The sequence below is a fragment of the Streptomyces sp. B15 genome, from assembly GCF_018070605.1.
Taxonomy (GTDB): domain Bacteria; phylum Actinomycetota; class Actinomycetes; order Streptomycetales; family Streptomycetaceae; genus Streptomyces; species Streptomyces smyrnaeus.
Window position 1 is genome coordinate 1 of the sequence record NZ_JAGPXJ010000052.1, and the last position, 17,846, is coordinate 17,846.

Genomic DNA, 17,846 nt, shown 5'->3' on the forward strand with positions numbered 1-17,846 from the left:
GACAGCCCCGTGACCGCACTGCTGCGGGACGGCGAGCGCGTGTGCGGAGCCGAGGCGCGCGGCCGGCGCTTCGAGGCCGATCACGTCGTCAACTGCGCGGGTCCCGACGCCGGACACATCGCCGCACTGGCCGGGGTGCGGCTGCCGCTGCGGCAGATCCCCGGCCTGGTGGGCGAGTCCACTCCGCTGCCCGGACCGTTGCGCGCCATCGTCGCCACGCCCGGCGTCGATCTGCGCCCCGCCCCCGGCAACCGGGCCTGCGCCATCTCCTGGCCCGTCGACGCCCTCCTCGACCCGACCTCGGCAACCCCTGTCCCCGCCGAGGCGGAGCTGCTCACCCGGTGCTCCGCGGTCCTTCCGGCCTTCCGCGCCCTGGGCGGCACCCGCATCGGCGTGCGCCCCGTCCCCGAGGACGGCCTCCCACTGGCCGGTCCGCACCCGCGGGCCCCCGGCCTCTACACCCTCGTCAGCCACAGCGGCGTCACGCTCGCTCCCCTCCTCGGCGCGCTCGCCGCGCAGGAGCTCACCGGCCGGGCGCCCGTTCCCGAACTCGCCCCCTACCGCCCCGACCGCGACACCTCGCACCCGGTCCGCGACGAGAGTCTCGCGGTGATGAGTGGGCACCGCCCTCCCTCCCCCTGACGGGGCGCTTCCCTCCTGCGGGTCACAGCACCGCCACCGCTGCAGCGTTCAGCACCAGGGCGACAAGAGACAGCGCGGTCCGCAGCAGGTGCCAGCGGCGCCAGAGAGGGCGGGGGTCCTCCCAGTCGTGGGGCAGCGCGGTGGGGTCGGCCACCGCCTTGACCCGCCGGTTTATGGGAACGTTGGCCAGGTGGGAGACGGCGGAGACGCCCAGCAACAACACCGCCGCGACGGCGAACAGCACCCGGGCCGAGGGGTCGTCGGCGACGAAGGCGAGGGCGGCGGCCAGCACCGTGGAGGTCAGTACGACGACGGGCATGGTCGGGTCCCAGTTGCGTCCCAGCAGCTTGTGCGCGTGCACATAGGTTCCCGTCTCCATGGCGAACAGCGCGGGCAGCACGCTGAGCGCCACGGCGAAGAGGACCCCCGCCGTGACGCCGCTGCCGAGGAGAACGGCCACCCCGAGGACAGCGTCCACCCCCATCGGTTCAGCTCCCGGCCGGGTGCGTGTCCACGGTCAGCTGAGCGATGGACCGCATGGTGGCGTCGCGGAAGTAGGCGGCGAACGCCTGGGGGGAGGCGGTGTCGCGCTGCTCCGCGAGGTAGGGCTGGAGCTTCTCCTCCAGGAGGTGGACGCCCTTCTGCTGGGCCATGTGCTTGCCGACGGCCGCGAAGTCGCCCTCGTAGTGGATGACGCGCACCATCACGTCGTCCTTGATGAACACGCCGGTGCCCAGCAGCCGTCCGGCGGCCCGGCCCTCGTCGCCGGGCAGGTCGGGGGTGTCGACGCGCTCGAAGTTGGCGAAGATCTCCGCGATCTCGTCCTCATGACCGGGCTTGACCCGATAGGTGATCGCCGCGTAAGGCATCAGATTCCTCCATCTACGGTGAGCGTGGCGCCGGTGATGTAGCGGGAGGTGTCGCCCGCGAGGTAGAGGACCGCGCCGGCCACGTCCGCCGCGGTGCCCAGCCGGCCCAGCGCCGTCATTCCCGCCAGGCGCTCGACGAGCTGCGGCGGCAATCCCGCGCCCGGCTCGTCGTCGGTCGCCGTGACGCCGGGCGCGACGGTGTTGACGCGGATGCCCCGGCTGCCGACCTCCTTGCACAGCGCCCGGCCGAATCCGACGAGTGCCGCCTTGGAGGCGGAGTAGTGGGTGCCCAGCGCACGCCCCCGCAGCGCGACCGAGGCGCCGACGTTGACGATCGAGGCGCCGTCCGCGAGCAGCTCGTGGACGGCACGGGTGACCAGATAGGCGGAGGTGACGTTGGAGTCCATCAGCCGGTGCCATTCGGTCTCGTCCAGGTCGGCGAACTTGCTGTGCCCGTCGACACCGACGTTGTTGACGAGCACGTCCAGGCCGCCCAGGTGCGCCCCGCACTCCTCGGCGAGCCGGGCGGCGTCCTGCGAGGCGGTGACATCGGCGCGCACCAGGTGGTGTTCGGCGCCGGTCGCCGCCAGCGCCTCGGTCAGGGTGCGCGCGTCGTCACCGGCCGTGCGGTGGGCGACGACGAGCCGGGCACCCGCCTGGGCGAAGGCCAGGACCGTGGTACGGCCGATGCCCCGGGTGCCGCCCGTGACCAGGACGCGCTTGCCGGCGAGCCCCGGCGCGGGCAGCACACCGGTTTCCGGGCCGGCGGCGCTCATACCGCATCGGGCAGGTTGGCGTTGATCATCTTGAGCAGCAGCCGGGGCGTCTCCGCCTCCACCACGGCGTCGTCGGACAGTTCGACGCCGTACTCGCGCTTGATGACACCGGTCACCTGGAGCAGCGCGAGCGAGTCGTAGCCGAGTTCGAGGAACGGCACGTCCAGGGCCGCCTCGTCGGCGATGTCGCAGCCGTCGGCGTACTCGGCCTCGCCCGCGCACTCCTGCAGCTTCTCGGCCAGCTCGCGCTGGGTGAACTCGCTCACCGGGTCCTCCCTGAGTCTTTCGTCCATACGTAGAACGGGTTCGCCATCGCGTCCTTGGGCTCCTGCCAGTTCGGGTCGTAGGGCGACACGCACTGCGCGAGGCGGGTGTTGATGTCGTCGTAGAGGGGGTGGCTGCGGGCGCGGTAGAGATTGGGGGTGATGTCCTCGTCCGCCTCGACGAGGTGGAAGTACAGGTCGTGGAAGGTGAAGAGCGTCCGCCGCGCCACCCCCACCATGTGGGGCAGCTCGGTCGCGTCCGACTCCTCGAAGATCTGCGCGATGGAGTCGGCCTTGCCCGGCTCCATCCGCGCCACTATGAGCGTCCGGTGTGCCACCGTCGGCCTCCTTCGGGAAGGTGTGGAGCAGCCCGCCCCGGTCGGTCGGCGGGCCTGCCGGGCAGCGTGCCAGCGGCCTCTACAGCCCCGCTCGATCCGTGCCTCGAAGGGCGCGGGGAATTGCGCGACCAGCCACTGGGGGCACTTCCCGGACAACGGCTGGAGGAGGACCGCAGCCTGCGGACCTCGGGGCAGGGCACCCCGAACGGCTACCGCAGCGGCCCCGTGATCACCGTGCGGCGCTGCGCGGCCTCGTGCGACAGCAGCAGCGGTCTGCCGATGAGCCGGCCCTCCCGCCGTACTCCGGCGGCCCGCACCCCGTAGCCGCCGAAGGGCTGGTTGCCGTCCTCGATGTCGAAGGGGGTGGCGTCCCGCAGCACGACGGCCGTGCCGAGGGTGCGGCCGGTCAGCCGGGGCTCGCCGAGTACGGCCGCGTACATGCCGCGCTCCAGCTCCAGGGGGTGCCGCGCCCAGGCGCGCAGCAGTTCCGGGTCCTCGTAGGGGACGACGCAGAACAGGGGTCCGGCCAGCTGGGGCGGGTGGAAGCCGGGGTCCTCGTCGAAGACGAGGAGGGAGGGTTCGACCTGCATCCGTTCGGGGTCGGTGCCGCCGCCGGCCACCACCCGGTCGGCGTGCTCGGCCAGGAAGCGGGCGGCGCCTTCGACGGCCTCCCCGTAGGTGAGCGCGGTCAGTGCGGTGTCGGGCCAGCGCCGGGCGCCCACCGTCAGCACGGACAGCTCCGCGCGCAACTGCTCGACCAGCGCGTTGAGCCGCAGCCGGTGGACGAACAGCACATCGGGGCAGAGCCGGTCCTGCCCGGAGTTGTGCAGCCGGGCACGCAGTACGGCACGGCAGGCGGCGGCCGGTTCGGCGCGCGGTCCGACGATCAGCGGGTTGGGCCCGTATCCGAAGTGGAGGAAGAGCGGGCCGTCCCCGGTCTCGGTCATCAGCTGTCTGCCGGTCTCGGCGGAACCGGTGAAGACGACGGCGTCGGACGCGGCGCACACCGGGGCGAAGTCGCGCTGGGCGGCGTCGGTGAACCGGATGCGCGCGGCCAGTTCGGGGTCGAGCCCGCGGCTGACGGTCCGGTGCACCTCGTACGCCGTCTCGCGGATGCGGGGCGTGGGGCGTACGACGACCTCGTCGCAGTAGAGGGCGGGCACCAGGCAGTGGCGGACATAGGAGTAGAGAGCGGTGTGCTGCGGAAGCACGACCGAGAGCCGGGACAACTGCGGCACCCCGGTGCGGGCGAGCTCCCAGGGAGCTCCGGCCACCGCGCGCAGTGAGCGCAGCAGTTCGTCGCGGGCACTGGCGTAGGTGGCGAGCCGGGTGAGGACCGCCAGCAGTTCGGTGCGGCCGTGCAGCAGCGCGGCACCGGCGCCCGTGGCCCTCTCGTGCGCCGCCTCGATATCGGGCCACGAGCGGGTGACGGATTCCAGCACGGGCATGGAGGGCTGGGTCATATGACGACTCCTCGGGCGCGGGTGGGGTCGGGTCCGACCGGCTTCAACCGGCGCTCGACCCCGCCGGATTACCTTTCCCTGCGGCTCACCGCCGCATTTCCGAGGAATCACCGATGTCGTGCATGTCAGCTCATGACGGTGATTTCAGCGTAAGGGGACGAGGACGGGGTGTCGAGAGGGCGGCCCGGACAGCGGGCCGACCGGACCAGGAGGGGGACGTCCATGACTCTCACCGCGCACACCGTCCGCGACGCACTCACCGGCCTTCCCGCCCACGCGGGCGCCGCCGCGACCGGAGCCGGGGCGGGGGCCGGGCAGCGGGCGACCGTGTCCCGCGACCGGACGGCGCCCACGGTGCGACCGCTGACCGAGCGCTGGGAGACCGTCCGCGCCCTGGTGCGCGCCCTGCACGAGCGCACGGCCGCCCCGGCACCCGCTCCCCCACGGGACGCCGCCGTCTTCACCCCGGATGGCGAACTCCCCACCCTGGACGGGCCGCTGCGCGACCTGCTGTCCGCCGCGACCGCCCGCGTCACGCGGCTGCCGGACCACCGCGGCACCCGGCTGCACCTGCTCGACCTGCGCGGCGACCCCCGGGCGCACCCGGCGCAGCCGGCCGGGGCGCTGCTGGTCGTCGCGCGTGCCGTGCAGCATGTGCGGCGCACCGGCCGGCGGATCACGCTGCTGGCACCCTCGTCCGGCAACACGGCGACGGCGCTGCGCGAGGCGGTGCTGCGCGCCCAACGGTGCGGGCTGGCCCACCCCGACCAGATCCGTGTGGTCGCTCTGGTGCCCGCCTGCTCCCGCCACAAGGTGGCCGACTCGCCGCTGGCCCGGCACCCCCAGTTGCGCCGCCGCAATCCCTTGGTCGTCTACCACGGATCGGAGCCGGCCGCGGTGCACGAATTGGCCGCCGCCTACTGCCGGGAGCGCGCACACAGCCTGCGCACCGCGACCGGCACCGACCTGTGGCACGTAAGCGACCCGGTCGACCACCGGGCCGCCGACGCGCTGCGGGCGTTCGTCGAACACGACGCGCTCGGCGCCGCCGACGTGCGGGGCCGGCTGCACGCCCAGGCGGTCGCCACCGGATCGGGTCTGCTGGGGCACCGGCTGGGCAGCACACTGGTGGAGCCGCAGGACGCACCCGGGGCCGCCGCACCGCGCTATCTGCTGGTACAGCACCTGCGCACCCCCGACCTGGTGCTCCATCTGCTGACCGGCTCGTTCTCCCGCGAAGGCGTACCGCCGTACGTCCACGACCGGGCACGCGGCGTCCACCGGCAGCCCATTGACGGGCTCGATCCGCACTTCCCGCACACGGCCCACCACCCCCAGGAGGTCCTGGACCCCACCTTCTTCACCCGCGCCCCGGGCACCGCACGGGAAGTGAGCTCGCTCGTGCGCACCCACGGCGGCGACGGGATCGTCGTCTCGCGCTACGAGTGCCTGGCCCGCTATCCGTCCGTACGCGCCATGCTGCGCCCGGCGGGTGTCGAACTCCCCGCCGACCCGGCACGGCTGGGCGAGTGGTCGCTGGTGATGGCCATGACCGGCGTCCTGAACGCGATCGACCGGGGCCTGGTCACCGAGCCGGAGGTGGTGGTGCACGGCACCGGCTCGTACGGCATGGACGAACGCGCCCCCGTGCCGCCGGCGTCGGCACGGTACGCGGACTCCGTCGACGAGCTGCACGCCGTCCTCACCCGGGCGCTCGCCCCGCTGGGGCGGCGGTCATGACGGCGGCCTCGCACCGGCCCGGCACCCGCCCGCTGCCCACCGGGCCGTTCGTGCTGCCGCGCAGCCGCTACGACGAGCTCTTCGACACGACGGCCGCCTTGCTGGCACTGGTGCGCCGGGCCGTGCTGGCACTGGCCCCGACCTGGCCGGAGCGGCTGGTCGCGCTGGGCGCCGACCCCGCCGACCATCCGCCCCACTCGGGCCTGGAGGCCGCGGAGAGCGAGCACTGCGCCCTGCTGGCCGGCGCCGACTTCCTGGTCGACGAGACGGGGCCGCGGCTTGTGGGCCTGGACCCCGGCGGAGCGCTCGGCGGAGCGCGGAGGACCGGGATGCTCACCTCCGCCCGGCTGCACACGCGCACCCCGCCGCAGGACGGGCCGCTCTTCGGCCACGACCCGCGGGCCGTGCGCGCAGAGGCGCTCGCCGAGGTGTGCGCACACCGGGGGCTGCCGCGCACCGTGGCCCTGATCGGGCCGGGCTTCCACCCGCAGGACGTGCACGACCTGACCGAGCACGGCTTCGCGGCCGATCTCCTGGCCCCCGCCGACCTGCCGGGCGCGCTCGGCCGCCCGGGCGGACTGCGCTACGCACTGGGCCTGCTGGGCAGTGCACGGCGGGCCGCCGGCGCGGACCTCGGCCCCCTACGGGACACGCAGCGCGCCGGGACGTTGCTGCTGCCGCCGCTGAGCAGCGGGCTGCTGGCCGACAAACGGGCGCTGGCCCTGGTCTCCGAGGGGCTGCCCTGGATGACGCGGGGCGAGCGTGCCCTGGTGGAACGCGGGCTGCCGTGGACCCGGATCACCCTGGCGGGCCGTACCCGGTGGCACGACGGCGAAAGGGAGCTGCCCGGACTGCTGCTGGCGGAGCGCGAACGGTTCGTGCTCAAACCGGCGGTCGCCGGTGCCGGACCGGTGCTGGCGGGTCACCGGACCGACGAGAGCACCTGGGCGGCAGCGGTGCGGCAGGCCTTCGGTCAGGGGGACAGCGTGGTGCAGGAGCACATACGCCCGGCGCCGTACCCGCTCCGGATGGGCGACGGTACGGACACCTGGACGGTACCGGCCGCGCCGGTGCTCAGCCCTGTGCTGTTCGCCGGACGGCCGGGCGGCTGCCGGGTGCGGTATCTGACGTCGGCCGGCGGCTCCCTCCCGGCCGACGCCGTGCTGGCCCGCTAGGGACTCAGCCGCCGCGCAGCGCCCTCAGCGGCCCCCCGCTGCCGCTGAAGGCCGCCTCCCGGGCGGCGCCGCTCAACTCCAGCTCGACCGCCGAGTCGAGCACGGCGCACTGGAGTCGCTGCAGATCGGGTGAGGGGTCCAGGCCCAGTTCCCGGGAGAGGACGCCGCGCAGCCGCTGGTAGACCTCCAGCGCGTTGCCGCGTCTGCCCGAGCGGTAGAGGGCGAGCATCAGCTGCGCCTGGATGCCCTCGTGCAGCGGGTGCTGGGCGGCCAGCCCGGACAGTTCGCCGACCAGTTCGTGGTGCCGGCCCAGGGTGAGGTCCACCTCGATGCGCTGGTTGAGAATGCCCAGCCGCGACTCCTCCAGCCGGGTCGCCTCGATCTCCAGCAGCGGGCCGCACTGCACATCCACCAGTGCGGGACCGCGCCACAGCTCCAGCGCCCGGCGGAAGGACGCGGAGGCCCCCACGAAGTCGCCCGCTTCCAGTGCCCGGTGTCCGGCGCCGGAGAGCCGCTCGAACTCCAGGGCGTCGACCATTCCGCCCTGGGTGTCGAGCAGATAGCCGCCGGACTCGGTGATCAGCACGCTCTTGGCGCCGTTCGGCAGGTCGGCCGGGAGCCGGTCGCCCAGCGCCGCGGCGATGAGGTTGCGCAGCTGCAGTACGTACGTCTGCAGTGTGGTCTGGACGCTGCGCGGCGGGGCCTCCCCCCACAACTCCTCCACCAGGGAGGCGACGGAGACCACTTGGTCCGGATAGAGGGCCAGCAGGGCCAGCACCTTTCTCGGTTTGACCGCGGTCGGAACGACGGAGACCCCCGATTGGACGACCCTGCAGGGTCCCAGCACGCTGATGTCCATCTCTCGCTCCCTTCGGGTGCGTTGGTGCGCTGTGTAGGACTACATGGATGTCTCGGACAGGTGCGAGGCGCGCTCCGGGAAACCGGTGCGGCGCAGTTGGGCCGCCAGCAGTTCCAGGAGCGCGGTGTCGCGGACGAAGAAGTGGCCGCCGGGCACGCGGTGGAGGGCGAACGGGCCGCTCGCCCAGCGGCGCCACTCGGCGACCGCGGCGGGCGGGGCCGCCTCGTCCCGGGTGCCGGCGAAGGCGTGCACGGGGCAGTCGAGCGGCGCGTCCTGTTCCGCCTCCGCCGCGCCGCCGACCGCGCGCAGACTGGCGGCGAGGCGCAGATCGTCGCGCATGGTGGACAGCAGGGTGCGCAACCAGTGGGGGCGCTCGAACAGGTACCCGGGCAGTGTGCCGTAGCGGTCGAGTGCGGCCAGCAGTGCCGCGTCGGGCATCTCGCACTGGTCGGTCAGCGGCGTCGGCAGGTGCGGTGGGGGGCAGGCGCCCAACCCGACCAGCACCGGCGCCGGGCGGCCCGCGCGCCGCACCCGCTGGGCGAAGCGGTAGGCGACCAGGGCCCCCAGGCTGTGCCCGTACAGCGCGTAGGGCTGCTCCAGCAGCGGGCCCAGCTGCGCGTCGAGTTCGTCCAGCAGCAGGCGCCCGTCGGTGATGCGGGGCTCACGCAGCCGGGTCTCCCGGCCGGGGAGCCGGATGGGCAGTACGCACACGGCGGGGTCGAATCCGCGGCGCCAGCGCGCGAAGGTGAGCGCGCCGGCACCCGCGTGGTGGAAGCAGAACAGCCGCAGTCCGGCACCGGCGAGCGCCTCTCCCGCGGGCGGGGCGTCCGTCGGCCGTCTTCCGGGAGGTGCCGCGAGATACGCGTTCATCCCTCCCCCCTTCCCCCGTCCCCGTGACGGGGCCGGTCGTCAAGGGCCAGATCCTCACGACCGGCACTGGACGACAGCTCGAAGCGGGGTGGACCGGGCCCGGGGCGGGCGCATCACCCCGCGAGGCCGGCGGCCTCGCCCGATCCCGTACCGCGCCAGGCGTCCAAGGCGTCCTCGCCCCGGAGAATGGCCTGGTGGAGGCGGTCGATCCGGGGCGAGGGCTCCAGGCCCAACTCCTCCACGAGGGTGCCGCGCAGCCGCCGGAAGGCGATCAGCGCGTCCGAGGAGCGGCCGTCCTGGTGGAAGGCGACCATCAGCAGCGCGTGCAGGTTCTCGTAGAGCGGATAGCGGCCGCGCAGTGCGCACAGTTCGCCCAGCACCTCGCGATGCCGTCCCATGTGCAGGTCGGCGTCGATGCGTCGCTCCAGCGCGCCCAGCCTGCTCTCCTCCAGCCGGGTGGCCTCGATGGACAGGTGCCTGCCGTGCGGGAGGTCGGCGAGCGCGGGCCCGCGCCACAGTGCGAGCGCCGCCTCCAGCAGTCGCGAGGACTTGGCCATGTCGCCCGCCTCGTAGGCGGCGTGCCCGGTGCGGGTCAGCTGTGCGAACTCCAGCGCGTCGACGTCGCTGTCGGCGATCTCGAGCTGGTAGCCGCCGTGCCGGGTGGCCAGGATGTCCTTGTCGCTGGGCGCGTACGGGTCGCGGGCAGCGGTGCCGGTCCCGGGCAGCGGCCCCGGATCGCCGAGCGCGGCGCGCAGCCTGCGGCGCAGTTGCAGGATGTAGGTCTGGAGCGTGGTCGGAGCGCTGCGCGGCGGCCCGGCGCCCCACACCTCCTCCATCAGGTCGGACACCGGCACGATGTGCCGGCTCTGGAGAGCGAGCAGGGCCAGGATCTGCCGCGGCTTGGCCGCGCTCGGCGCGATCGAGACGCCCGCCGTCTCGGCGTGCAGAGTTCCCAGCACCCTGATGCGCATCTGGGGCCTCCCCGTTGGCGGTTCCCGCTGAAAAGGTCGCTGAAGGTGGCGAAGGTGTCGCCGGCCGGTGTCATCGACATCTGTCGCCGACCTCTCACCACGTACGGTCTGGAGAATCGCAGCCGTCCGCGCCGCGCAACAGTGAGCAACTCACGATCTCGGCGCGAAGATCGGGCGGGGAGGGCCGTGAGTTTTTCACATGGAGGGTCGTGAAGCCTCCACTGGCCCTCGCCCGGGGTCCCACTCACACTGCTGGTGCGCACCGGACCCACACGATCGGGCCACTCCCCACACAGCGTCGCCCCATGAGTCCACGGGGGGCCATGGGTTCCTCTCTCCAGACGGGAGACGTCACGATGTCAGGTCACGCGCTCGCCAAGGTCACCGTCAGCCGTGCACACGGCGCCGCGGACGTTGTCGACCACGACTGGCGCTTCGCCGAACTGACCGCCCAGTGCTGCCTGGACCCGGCGCTCGCGGTGCGCTACGCGGTCGAGCCGCGCAGTGTGCTGGCCGAGTTCGGCATCCCCACCGACGAGCGGACCCGTATTCCGGCGCTGCCCACCGGGCCCGGCGCCGAGGTGTCGATCACCAGCCTCAACCCGGGCGACGCCGTCGGACACGCCGCTCTCTGCGACAGCTGGACGTTCGCACTGCCGACCGAGCCGGAGCTTCCCACTCGCTCCCTCTCGCCGGCTGAAACGGCCCTTTGACGCCCGAACTCGGCACAGAGCGGGGGAGACAGAATGGAGACGAAAACCGAACTTCCCAGATTGGGATTCCGTAAGAACCTGCGACCGGCCGTCGTACCCGGCGATGCCACCTATCTCGTCTCCGAGCAGGGTGTCACGGCGGTCGAGGGAACCGAGGTGGCCGCGCTGGCGCCGCTGCTCGACGGCAGCCGGGACCTTGCCGCACTCGCCCGGGAGACACGCGGGCTGCTCTCGCCCGGCAGGCTGGGCAGCATCCTGGGCCAGTTGACGCAGGCCAACCTGGTCGCCAGCTTCGCCCCGCCCGCCGGGCAGGAGGTCGGGCGGGGCGCCGGGCTGCAGCCCGGCCCGTCGGACGCGACCGCGGCGTTCTGGGAGTCCGCCGGGCTCGATGGAACGCAGGCCGACGCCGGACTGTCCGCGGGGCGGGTACGGCTGCTGGCCGTCGGCGGCGAGGAGCAGCGCGCCGCCCGGGACGCCTTCCGCGCCGCCGGGATCGGGCTGGCCGAGCCGGAGGAGGAGGGAGAACACACCCTCACCGTGGTGCTGTGCGAGGACTATCTCGCGCCCGCGCTGGCCGACATCGACGCCGCCCAGCGGCGCACCGGCCGGCCCTGGCTGCTGGCCAAGCCGGGCGGGGTCGAGCCGTGGCTCGGGCCGTTCTTCCAGCCGGGTGAGGGCGCCTGCTGGCACTGTCTCGCACACCGGCTCAGACACCACAGGAGCGCGCACAGCTATGTGGGACGGGCACTGGGGCTGGCCGCGCCGGTCACTCCGCCGCGCGCCCACATCCCCGCGAGCCGCGCCTGCGCTCTGCATCTGCTGGCGCTCCAGGTGGCGACCTGGCTGGGCGGGTTCCGTGACGAGCGGCAGTCGGCGGTGTGGACCGTCGACAGCCTGCGCGGCGAGGGGCGCCACCACCCGGTCGAGCGACGGCCGCAGTGCCACGGCTGCGGCGATCCGGGGCTGGTCGCCGCACGTTCCCGGCAGCCCGTGCTGCTCACCTCCCGTCCGAAGGTGTCCACCGGCGGCGGGCACCGGTCGCTGACGAGCCACCAGATGCTGGAGCGGTACGAGCATCTGGTGGGAGAGGTCACCGGTGTCGTACGGCTGCTCCAGCGTGACCCGCGCTGCCCCACCGGCCTCAACGCCTTCGTCTCCGGCAGCAATCCGGCGCTGCACGGCAACGGGCTGCACACCCTGCGTTCGGCGCTGCGCAGCCACAGCGCGGGCAAGGGCGTCACGGAACTCGACGCCAAGGTGGGGGCGTTGTGCGAGGCGCTGGAGCGGTACTCGGGCACCTACCAGGGTGACGAGGCCCGCATTCCGGGGCGGTACGCCGAACTGGGCGAGGCCGCCGTGCACCCCAACTCCTGCCAGCTGTACGACGAACGGCAGTTCGCCCGGCGGCGGGAGTGGAACGCGCGGCACTCGCCGTTCCAGTTCGTCTGCGACCCGTTCGACGAACAGGCGCTCGTCGACTGGACACCGGTGTGGTCGCTGACCGAAGAACGGCACCGGCTGCTGCCCACCTCGATGCTCTACTTCGCCGCCCCGCAGGAGACCGGCGCCCCGGTCTTCGCCCGCGCCGACTCCAACGGCAACGCGGCGGGCAGCAGCCTGGAGGACGCCATCCTCCAGGGCTTCCTCGAACTGGTGGAGCGCGACGCGGTGGCGCTGTGGTGGTACAACCGCACCCGGCAGCCGCAGGTGGACCCGGAGTCGTTCGGCGAGGAGTGGGTCCCCCGGATGCGTGCCTCCTACGCCGCGATCGACCGCGAGTTCTGGGTGCTGGACCTCACCTCGGACCTGGGCGTCCCGGTGATGTGCGCGGTCTCCCGGCGCACCGGTGCGGCCGACGGCGGGGCGGACCGGGAGGACATCGTCTTCGGCTTCGGCTGCCATCTGGACCCGGCGCTGGCACTGCGCAGGGCCCTGACGGAGATGACGCAGATGCTGCCCGCCGTGCTGGACACCCGGCTCAGCTTCCAGGATCCGGTCTTCCGCGACTGGTGCACCCGGCACACGCTCGCCGACCAGTGCTATCTGGCACCGGACCCGGAGGCCGTCGTACTGGGGCCCGGCGACTACGCCTACACGCCCCGCGCGGATCTGGCCGAGGACGTGGCGGACGCCACGGCGCTGCTGCGCCGGCACGGTATGGAGATGCTGGTGCTGGATCAGACGCGGCCCGATCTGGGGATTCCGGTCGTGAAGGTCGTCGTGCCGGGGCTCAGACACTTCTGGGCCCGATTCGCGCCCGGAAGGCTGTACGAAGTGCCGGTCCGGCTCGGACGCCGTGCCGAGCCGATCGACTACGACCGGCTCAACCCCGTCCCGGTGTTCGTCTAGCCGATGGTCGCACCCGGTCCCCTCGCCTATGCTGTGCTCACCTTCGGCGGGGCGAGGGGAGAGCCCGGAGTGAGCTCAGGGGGCAAGCGCATCTCTTTACACCGGCAACGACCCGGTGCGCGGCAACCGCTCGTGTACGGAGTCGACGCCGCCATGGCTCCCCGCATCGTGCTGACCGTCTTCGTCGTGGCACTCAGCGGCATTCTGGGCGCCGCCGTGCTGCATCTGCTGACCATCGGCGGCTCGTTGAAGCAGATCCTGGTCGGCGGCGCCGCGATCGTCGTGATGTTCGCCACCCAGGTGGCCCGTACGACCCAGCGGGGTATGCGGCTGAGCCGTGCCTGCCAGCACTGGGTACTGGGGGTGCAGGCGTTCTGCACGTTCGTGCCGATGCTGCTGCTGGGAACGGCCTGGGTCGGGCTGCCGGGGCTGCTGGCCGGATCACTGCTGCTCACCTTGCGGAAGCCCTGGTCGTGGCTGGGGATGGCCGGCTGCCTGGCCTGTGTCATGATCGTCACCTCCTCCTCCGGCTGGCCGGCGCTGGACGTCGCCTACAACGGGGTGTCCACCCTCACCACCTGCGCCGTCGTCTACGGGCTCACCAAGCTGTCCGAGATCGTCATTCAACTGCGCGCGGCCCAGCAGGAGATCGCGCGGCTGGCCGTCGAGGAGGAGCGGCTGCGCTTCGCCCGCGACCTGCACGACCTGCTGGGCTACAGCCTCTCGGCGATCACGCTGCGCAGTGAGCTGGCGCACCGGCTGGTGGACGCCGATCCGCCGCGCGCCAAGGACGAGGTGACGCATGTGCTGGAGATCTCCCGCCAGGCGCTGGCCGACGTCCGCGCGGTGGCGCGCAGCTACCGCAACATCTCGCTGCCCGCCGAGATCTCCTCGGCCGTCTCGGTGTTCGAGGCGGCCGGGATCGAGGCGGAGGTGGACACGACGCTGGAGAACATCCCGGAGACGGTGGGCACGGTGCTGGCCACCGTGCTGCGCGAGGGCGTCACCAACATCCTGCGCCACAGCAAGGTCCGCCGGTGTCAGATCACCGTGTGCGGCGACGCGAACTGCGCCGTGCTGCGCCTGGTCAACGACGGTGTGCAGCCGCTTGCCGACCCGCTGGACCCGACCACGCCACGGCCGGACAACGAGGGTGGAAGCGGCATCGGCAACCTGTCCGCGCGGGTGGCGGCGATCGGCGGCACCCTGGAGGCACAGGTGCGCGAGGACGGCTGTTTCCATCTGGAGGCACGGATCCCGCCCCCGGCGCCCGGCCGGGCGGTGCCCCCGAACGGGGCCTCGGGACGTGCGGGGCGGCCGAGCCGTCCGGCCACGGCCTCCGGTACGGCTACAGCCAGCCCTGTTCCCGGGCGATCCGCAGAGCGTCCACCCGGTTACGGGCCCCGAGCTTGATGACGACGGCCGTCAGATAGTTGCGCACCGTTCCCACCGACAGGAACAGCCTGGCCGCGATGTCCGCCGCCTCCTCGCCCTCGGCCGCCAGCCGCAGCACCTCCGTCTCCCGCGCGGTGAGCGGGTTCTCCCGCGCCGACCAGGCGTCCAGGGCCAGTTCGGGGTCGATGACGCGCTCCCCGGCCCGCACCCGGCGGATGGCGTCCGCCAGCCTGCTCGGTGGCGCGTCCTTGAGCAGGAAGCCGGAGACATGGGCCTCCAGCGCGCGGCGCAGATTGCCCGGCTGGCCCAGGCTGGTGAGGATCAGGGTGCGGCAGCTCGGCAGCTTCTGGTGCACCTCGGCAGCCGCGGTCAGCCCGTCCATGCCCGGCAGGTCGATGTCGATGACGGCGACGTCGGGGCGGTGCGCGAACACGGTCGGCAGGATGTCGTTGCCCGAGTCGACCTCGGCGACGATCTCGATGTCCGTCTCGATGTCCAGCAGGGCCACCAGAGCACCGCGCACCATGTGCATGTCCTCGGCGAGCACCACTGAGATCATCGTCGAGTTCCCCCGCGGACTCGGCCTGCCTGACTTGCGGTCGAAGACGTGAGAATACCCCGTCCGGTCCTGCCCGACACCGACTCGACCACGAATCGAGGTCAAAGGTCAACAGTGTGTACATGGCCCAGGACTCCGCCGCCCGCGCCCGCCCCTACCCTCCGCCGCGCCGCTCGGCCACCGAGGTCCCCGACGCCTACGCGCGGCTGCGTGCCGAGGAACCGGTCGCCGAGGTCACCCTGCCCAGCGGCGACACGGGGCACCTTGTCAGCCGCTACGACGACGTACGGGCCGTGCTCGCCGACCCCCGCTGCTCGCGGGCGGCGACCGTGCTGCCCCAGGCACCGAAGCTGACGGCCGTCCCCTTCGACGCGGGCGGCCTGTTCACCATGGACCCGCCCGAGCACACCCGGCTGCGCGCGCTGGTCTCCCGCGCCTTCACCCCCCGCCGGGTGGCGGCCATGCGGCCCCGTATCGCCGAGCTGGCCGGGGAGTTGGCCGACGCCATGGCGGCCTCGCACCGAGCGGACGGCGGCGGCCCGAGGGATCTGAACGCCGCCTTCGCCTTCCCGTTCCCGGTGGCCGTCATCTGCGAGCTGCTCGGCGTCCCCTACGCCGACCGCGAGCGCTTCCGCACCTGGTCCGACGCGGTGGTGTCGCTGACCGCGCACCCGCCCGAGGAGATGCTGCGGCACAAGCGGGCGCTGCTGGCCTATCTGGGCGAGCTGGTCGCCGCCAAGCGGCGCGCGCCGGGTGAGGACCTGCTGAGCGCGCTGGTCACCGTGCGGGACGAGGAAGGCGGGCTCAGCGAGACGGAACTCCTCACCATGGCCATGACGCTGCTGATCGCGGGGCACGAGACCACGGTCGGGGTGCTGGGAACCTCCGTCTTCACCCTGCTGCGGCAGCCCGGACGGCTCGCGCTGGTGCCGGACGACGAGGAGCAGCTGGCGGCCCTGGTCGAGGAGTTGCTGCGGATCAACCCGATCGGGGACGGCGGCCCGCTGCGGGTCACCACGGCACCGGTCGAGGTCGCGGGGCGGGTGCTGCCCGCCAACAGCGCGGTGATCGCCGCCATCTGCTCGGCCAACCGGGACGCGGACCGCTTCACCGATGCGGACGGCTTCGAGCCGTACCGCCCCTCCCCCACCCCCCATCTGGCCTTCGGCCACGGCCCCCACTACTGCCTGGGAGCACCGCTGGCCCGCGCCGAACTGGCCATCGCCCTGCGCGTACTGGCCGACCGCTTCCCCACCATGCGGCTGGCCGTGCCCGCCGACACCGTCACCATGCACACGGGGTTGCTGGTCAACCGCCTCACCCGGCTGCCGGTCAGCTGGGACTGAGGCCGCGCCGCACCCGGGTCACAGACGCGACCCGTCCCGGGCCCGGGGGCCGTAGCCGAAAGCGCGGTCCACGGCGACATGGGCGAGCCAGCCGCAGGCGGCAAGGCGCAGATCGCGGCTGCCCAGGGCGTGCGCGGCGCCGAAGAGGACGAGCGGGACACCCGGCGAGTGCAGCACGTTGTAGGGCCGCACGGCACGGCGCGGGAGCGGATCGAAGGTGGGCGCCGAGGCGGCCCCGTACAGCAGGGCGACATCGGGCAGCACCGCACAGGTCCACAGCACCCGGCTGCGGGCCCCGCCCAGTCGTACGCCCGCGTACAGCGCCGTCACGCCGACCGTGCCGCTCAGCAGGCGGCCGCGCGGGCTGCGCCATGTCCAGCCGTTCATGTCCGCACCCGGCCGCGCCGCACCCCGCGCACTCCGGCCACCGTGGTGAGAGCCGCTCGCCGGACGGGGTGGAGGCCCAGCCCGCGCAGGGCGGAGCCCAGCAGCACGGCGCGGACCCGCGCCAGATGGGCGGGGGCGCCGTGTTCGTCGTCGAGTACGAGCAGTTCCCGCCGGGCGGCGGGGTCCCGGGCCAGCAGCGCCGCGTCGCCGAGCGGGACGATGTCGTCGCGCAGTGCGGCGACATAGGTGACGGGCAGAGCGGTGAGCCGGGCCAGCTCCGGCGCTGACAGGGCCCACTCCCCGAGCGACGCCGGCACCTGCGCCGGTGGGCGGCCGGTCAGCCGCGCGAGCGTGTGCACCGTGGTCGCGGGTATCCCGGCGTGCCAGTCGCCGTCCGTGAAGAAGTGGCGTACGGGTGCGCCCACCGTGGAGACGCCCACCAGCCGGGGGTCCGTCAGCGCGGCACGCAGCGCCAGGTGGCCGCCGAAGCTGAGGGCTATGGCGTGGGTGCGGCTCACCTCGGCGCGGTCGGCGAGGTGGTCGAGGAGGGCGCCGACCATGGCGGGGGCCGCGGTGTCGTAGGGCAGCGTGTTCTCGCCCACGCCCGGCAGTTCGGTGACGGCGACGGCGGTGCCCAGCGCGGCGGCGCGGGCCAGCAGCGGTGCCCACTGCTCCTTGACGGAGACGATGCCGCCGCACACCACGAGCAGCGGGCGCGGCGTCCGGCTGCTGAGCCCGGCCGTCCACGCGGTGAACCGGCCCGTGCCCGAGGGCGGTTCGATCTCCTCACGGCCGATACCGGGGCGGTCGGTCCGCCACTGGTCGAAGGAGCGCACACACAGCCGCTGGGCCCGCTCGCGGGCGGGCCCGTCCGGGTAGGGGAAGCGGGCCAGCGCGTAGTGCCGGGCGGCGTCCAGATGGCGGCCGCGCGCCGCGAGGGCGTCGCCGGCGCGGCTCCAGACGGCGGGCCAGGAGTCGGCGTCACCACCGTGTGCGCTGCGGATGCGGGAGAGGACGGCGCGGCACCGGTCGGCGGGGATGCCCTGTGCGCGGGCGTGCAGGGGCGCCAGCGCGCGCAGCTCGGCCAGCGTGGGGGCTTCGGTATGTGCTGCGGATTGCACCGCTGCAGTG

19 protein-coding genes are annotated in these 17,846 nt (G+C 73.4%); 7 read left to right on the forward strand and 12 right to left on the reverse strand.

What is annotated here, in order from left to right; genetic code table 11:
- A partial coding sequence (locus KBY19_RS22295; RefSeq protein WP_210966539.1) for an FAD-binding oxidoreductase occupies window positions 1-642 on the forward strand: 642 nt, incomplete at its 5' end.
- Between the two features lie 22 nt (window positions 643-664).
- Here the strand turns inward: KBY19_RS22295 and KBY19_RS22300 are convergent.
- The 6 genes from KBY19_RS22300 to KBY19_RS22325 form a co-directional block, all read right to left on the reverse strand.
- On the reverse strand, window positions 665-1,126 hold the full coding sequence (locus KBY19_RS22300) for a DUF1772 domain-containing protein (protein WP_210966540.1): 462 nt from the start codon (window positions 1,124-1,126) through the stop codon (window positions 665-667).
- A 4-nt stretch (window positions 1,127-1,130) separates the two neighbouring features.
- Entirely contained in the window at window positions 1,131-1,511 is a 381-nt protein-coding gene (locus KBY19_RS22305) for a TcmI family type II polyketide cyclase (RefSeq protein WP_210966541.1), read from the reverse strand.
- Window positions 1,511-2,287: an SDR family NAD(P)-dependent oxidoreductase gene (locus KBY19_RS22310; protein ID WP_099879642.1), complete on the reverse strand. Its 777-nt coding sequence runs from the start codon at window positions 2,285-2,287 to the stop codon at window positions 1,511-1,513. Before KBY19_RS22310 ends, KBY19_RS22305 begins: the two co-directional genes overlap by 1 nt.
- A complete protein-coding gene (locus KBY19_RS22315; RefSeq protein WP_099879644.1) occupies window positions 2,284-2,553 on the reverse strand; it encodes an acyl carrier protein in 270 nt (89 codons plus the stop codon). The genes KBY19_RS22310 and KBY19_RS22315 overlap by 4 nt, the downstream gene beginning before the upstream one ends.
- Window positions 2,550-2,888 carry a TcmI family type II polyketide cyclase gene (locus KBY19_RS22320; RefSeq protein ID WP_099879646.1) on the reverse strand — a complete coding sequence of 113 codons (339 nt, stop codon included), beginning with the start codon at window positions 2,886-2,888 and terminating at the stop codon, window positions 2,550-2,552. The genes KBY19_RS22315 and KBY19_RS22320 overlap by 4 nt, the downstream gene beginning before the upstream one ends.
- Window positions 2,889-3,097: 209 nt before the next feature.
- Window positions 3,098-4,351, reverse strand: coding sequence for an aldehyde dehydrogenase family protein (locus tag KBY19_RS22325; RefSeq protein ID WP_210966542.1), 1,254 nt, complete (start codon window positions 4,349-4,351; stop codon window positions 3,098-3,100).
- Window positions 4,352-4,573: 222 nt separating this feature from the next.
- Between KBY19_RS22325 and KBY19_RS22330 the strand changes: the two genes are divergently transcribed.
- Window positions 4,574-6,091, forward strand: a complete 1,518-nt coding sequence (locus tag KBY19_RS22330) for a DUF6002 family protein (protein ID WP_210966543.1) — start codon at window positions 4,574-4,576, stop codon at window positions 6,089-6,091.
- A complete protein-coding gene (locus KBY19_RS22335; protein WP_210956089.1) occupies window positions 6,088-7,266 on the forward strand; it encodes a hypothetical protein in 1,179 nt (392 codons plus the stop codon). Before KBY19_RS22330 ends, KBY19_RS22335 begins: the two co-directional genes overlap by 4 nt.
- Window positions 7,267-7,270: 4 nt before the next feature.
- Here KBY19_RS22335 and KBY19_RS22340 read toward each other — a convergent pair whose 3' ends face one another.
- From KBY19_RS22340 to KBY19_RS22350, 3 genes are all read right to left on the reverse strand, one after another.
- Window positions 7,271-8,125, reverse strand: a complete 855-nt coding sequence (locus KBY19_RS22340; protein ID WP_099879654.1) for an AfsR/SARP family transcriptional regulator — start codon at window positions 8,123-8,125, stop codon at window positions 7,271-7,273.
- 39 nt (window positions 8,126-8,164) lie between these two features.
- Window positions 8,165-8,995, reverse strand: a complete 831-nt coding sequence (locus tag KBY19_RS22345; RefSeq protein ID WP_210966544.1) for a thioesterase II family protein — start codon at window positions 8,993-8,995, stop codon at window positions 8,165-8,167.
- 113 nt (window positions 8,996-9,108) lie between these two features.
- Window positions 9,109-9,966: an AfsR/SARP family transcriptional regulator gene (locus KBY19_RS22350; protein ID WP_099879659.1), complete on the reverse strand. Its 858-nt coding sequence runs from the start codon at window positions 9,964-9,966 to the stop codon at window positions 9,109-9,111.
- Window positions 9,967-10,322: 356 nt separating this feature from the next.
- Here KBY19_RS22350 and KBY19_RS22355 point away from each other — a divergent pair, with 356 nt between their 5' ends.
- The 3 genes from KBY19_RS22355 (at window position 10,323) to KBY19_RS22365 (ending at window position 14,441) form a co-directional block, all read left to right on the forward strand.
- A complete protein-coding gene (locus KBY19_RS22355) occupies window positions 10,323-10,679 on the forward strand; it encodes a hypothetical protein (protein ID WP_099879661.1) in 357 nt (118 codons plus the stop codon).
- A gap of 33 nt (window positions 10,680-10,712) precedes the next feature.
- Entirely contained in the window at window positions 10,713-13,028 is a 2,316-nt protein-coding gene (locus tag KBY19_RS22360) for a TOMM precursor leader peptide-binding protein (protein ID WP_185016566.1), read from the forward strand.
- 153 nt (window positions 13,029-13,181) lie between these two features.
- Window positions 13,182-14,441, forward strand: coding sequence for a sensor histidine kinase (locus tag KBY19_RS22365; protein WP_099879665.1), 1,260 nt, complete (start codon window positions 13,182-13,184; stop codon window positions 14,439-14,441).
- On the opposite strand, the gene KBY19_RS22370 is transcribed toward KBY19_RS22365, so the two are convergent.
- A complete protein-coding gene (locus KBY19_RS22370) occupies window positions 14,377-14,982 on the reverse strand; it encodes a DNA-binding response regulator (protein ID WP_099879667.1) in 606 nt (201 codons plus the stop codon). The genes KBY19_RS22365 and KBY19_RS22370 overlap by 65 nt on opposite strands.
- A gap of 122 nt (window positions 14,983-15,104) precedes the next feature.
- Here KBY19_RS22370 and KBY19_RS22375 point away from each other — a divergent pair, with 122 nt between their 5' ends.
- Complete coding sequence (locus tag KBY19_RS22375; protein WP_099886406.1) at window positions 15,105-16,328, forward strand: cytochrome P450; 1,224 nt, start codon at window positions 15,105-15,107, stop codon at window positions 16,326-16,328.
- Between the two features lie 18 nt (window positions 16,329-16,346).
- Here KBY19_RS22375 and KBY19_RS22380 read toward each other — a convergent pair whose 3' ends face one another.
- Both KBY19_RS22380 and KBY19_RS22385 read right to left on the reverse strand, forming a co-directional pair.
- Window positions 16,347-16,715 carry a DUF4260 family protein gene (locus tag KBY19_RS22380; protein ID WP_247691285.1) on the reverse strand — a complete coding sequence of 123 codons (369 nt, stop codon included), beginning with the start codon at window positions 16,713-16,715 and terminating at the stop codon, window positions 16,347-16,349.
- Entirely contained in the window at window positions 16,712-17,836 is a 1,125-nt protein-coding gene (locus KBY19_RS22385; RefSeq protein ID WP_307843584.1) for an alpha/beta hydrolase, read from the reverse strand. The genes KBY19_RS22380 and KBY19_RS22385 overlap by 4 nt, the downstream gene beginning before the upstream one ends.
- Between the last annotated feature and the right edge of the window lie 10 nt (window positions 17,837-17,846).

Coding starts and splice junctions, on each gene's coding strand:
- KBY19_RS22360 (WP_185016566.1), top strand. CDS start 10,713: ATGGAGACGAAAACCGAACTTCCCAGATTGGGATTCCGTAAGAACCTG.
- KBY19_RS22300 (WP_210966540.1), bottom strand. CDS start 1,126: ATGGGGGTGGACGCTGTCCTCGGGGTGGCCGTTCTCCTCGGCAGCGGC.
- KBY19_RS22365 (WP_099879665.1), top strand. CDS start 13,182: ATGGCTCCCCGCATCGTGCTGACCGTCTTCGTCGTGGCACTCAGCGGC.
- KBY19_RS22310 (WP_099879642.1), bottom strand. CDS start 2,287: ATGAGCGCCGCCGGCCCGGAAACCGGTGTGCTGCCCGCGCCGGGGCTC.
- KBY19_RS22330 (WP_210966543.1), top strand. CDS start 4,574: ATGACTCTCACCGCGCACACCGTCCGCGACGCACTCACCGGCCTTCCC.
- KBY19_RS22355 (WP_099879661.1), top strand. CDS start 10,323: ATGTCAGGTCACGCGCTCGCCAAGGTCACCGTCAGCCGTGCACACGGC.
- KBY19_RS22345 (WP_210966544.1), bottom strand. CDS start 8,995: ATGAACGCGTATCTCGCGGCACCTCCCGGAAGACGGCCGACGGACGCC.
- KBY19_RS22325 (WP_210966542.1), bottom strand. CDS start 4,351: ATGACCCAGCCCTCCATGCCCGTGCTGGAATCCGTCACCCGCTCGTGG.
- KBY19_RS22375 (WP_099886406.1), top strand. CDS start 15,105: ATGGCCCAGGACTCCGCCGCCCGCGCCCGCCCCTACCCTCCGCCGCGC.
- KBY19_RS22305 (WP_210966541.1), bottom strand. CDS start 1,511: ATGCCTTACGCGGCGATCACCTATCGGGTCAAGCCCGGTCATGAGGAC.
- KBY19_RS22350 (WP_099879659.1), bottom strand. CDS start 9,966: ATGCGCATCAGGGTGCTGGGAACTCTGCACGCCGAGACGGCGGGCGTC.
- KBY19_RS22370 (WP_099879667.1), bottom strand. CDS start 14,982: ATGATCTCAGTGGTGCTCGCCGAGGACATGCACATGGTGCGCGGTGCT.
- KBY19_RS22335 (WP_210956089.1), top strand. CDS start 6,088: ATGACGGCGGCCTCGCACCGGCCCGGCACCCGCCCGCTGCCCACCGGG.
- KBY19_RS22380 (WP_247691285.1), bottom strand. CDS start 16,715: ATGAACGGCTGGACATGGCGCAGCCCGCGCGGCCGCCTGCTGAGCGGC.
- KBY19_RS22340 (WP_099879654.1), bottom strand. CDS start 8,125: ATGGACATCAGCGTGCTGGGACCCTGCAGGGTCGTCCAATCGGGGGTC.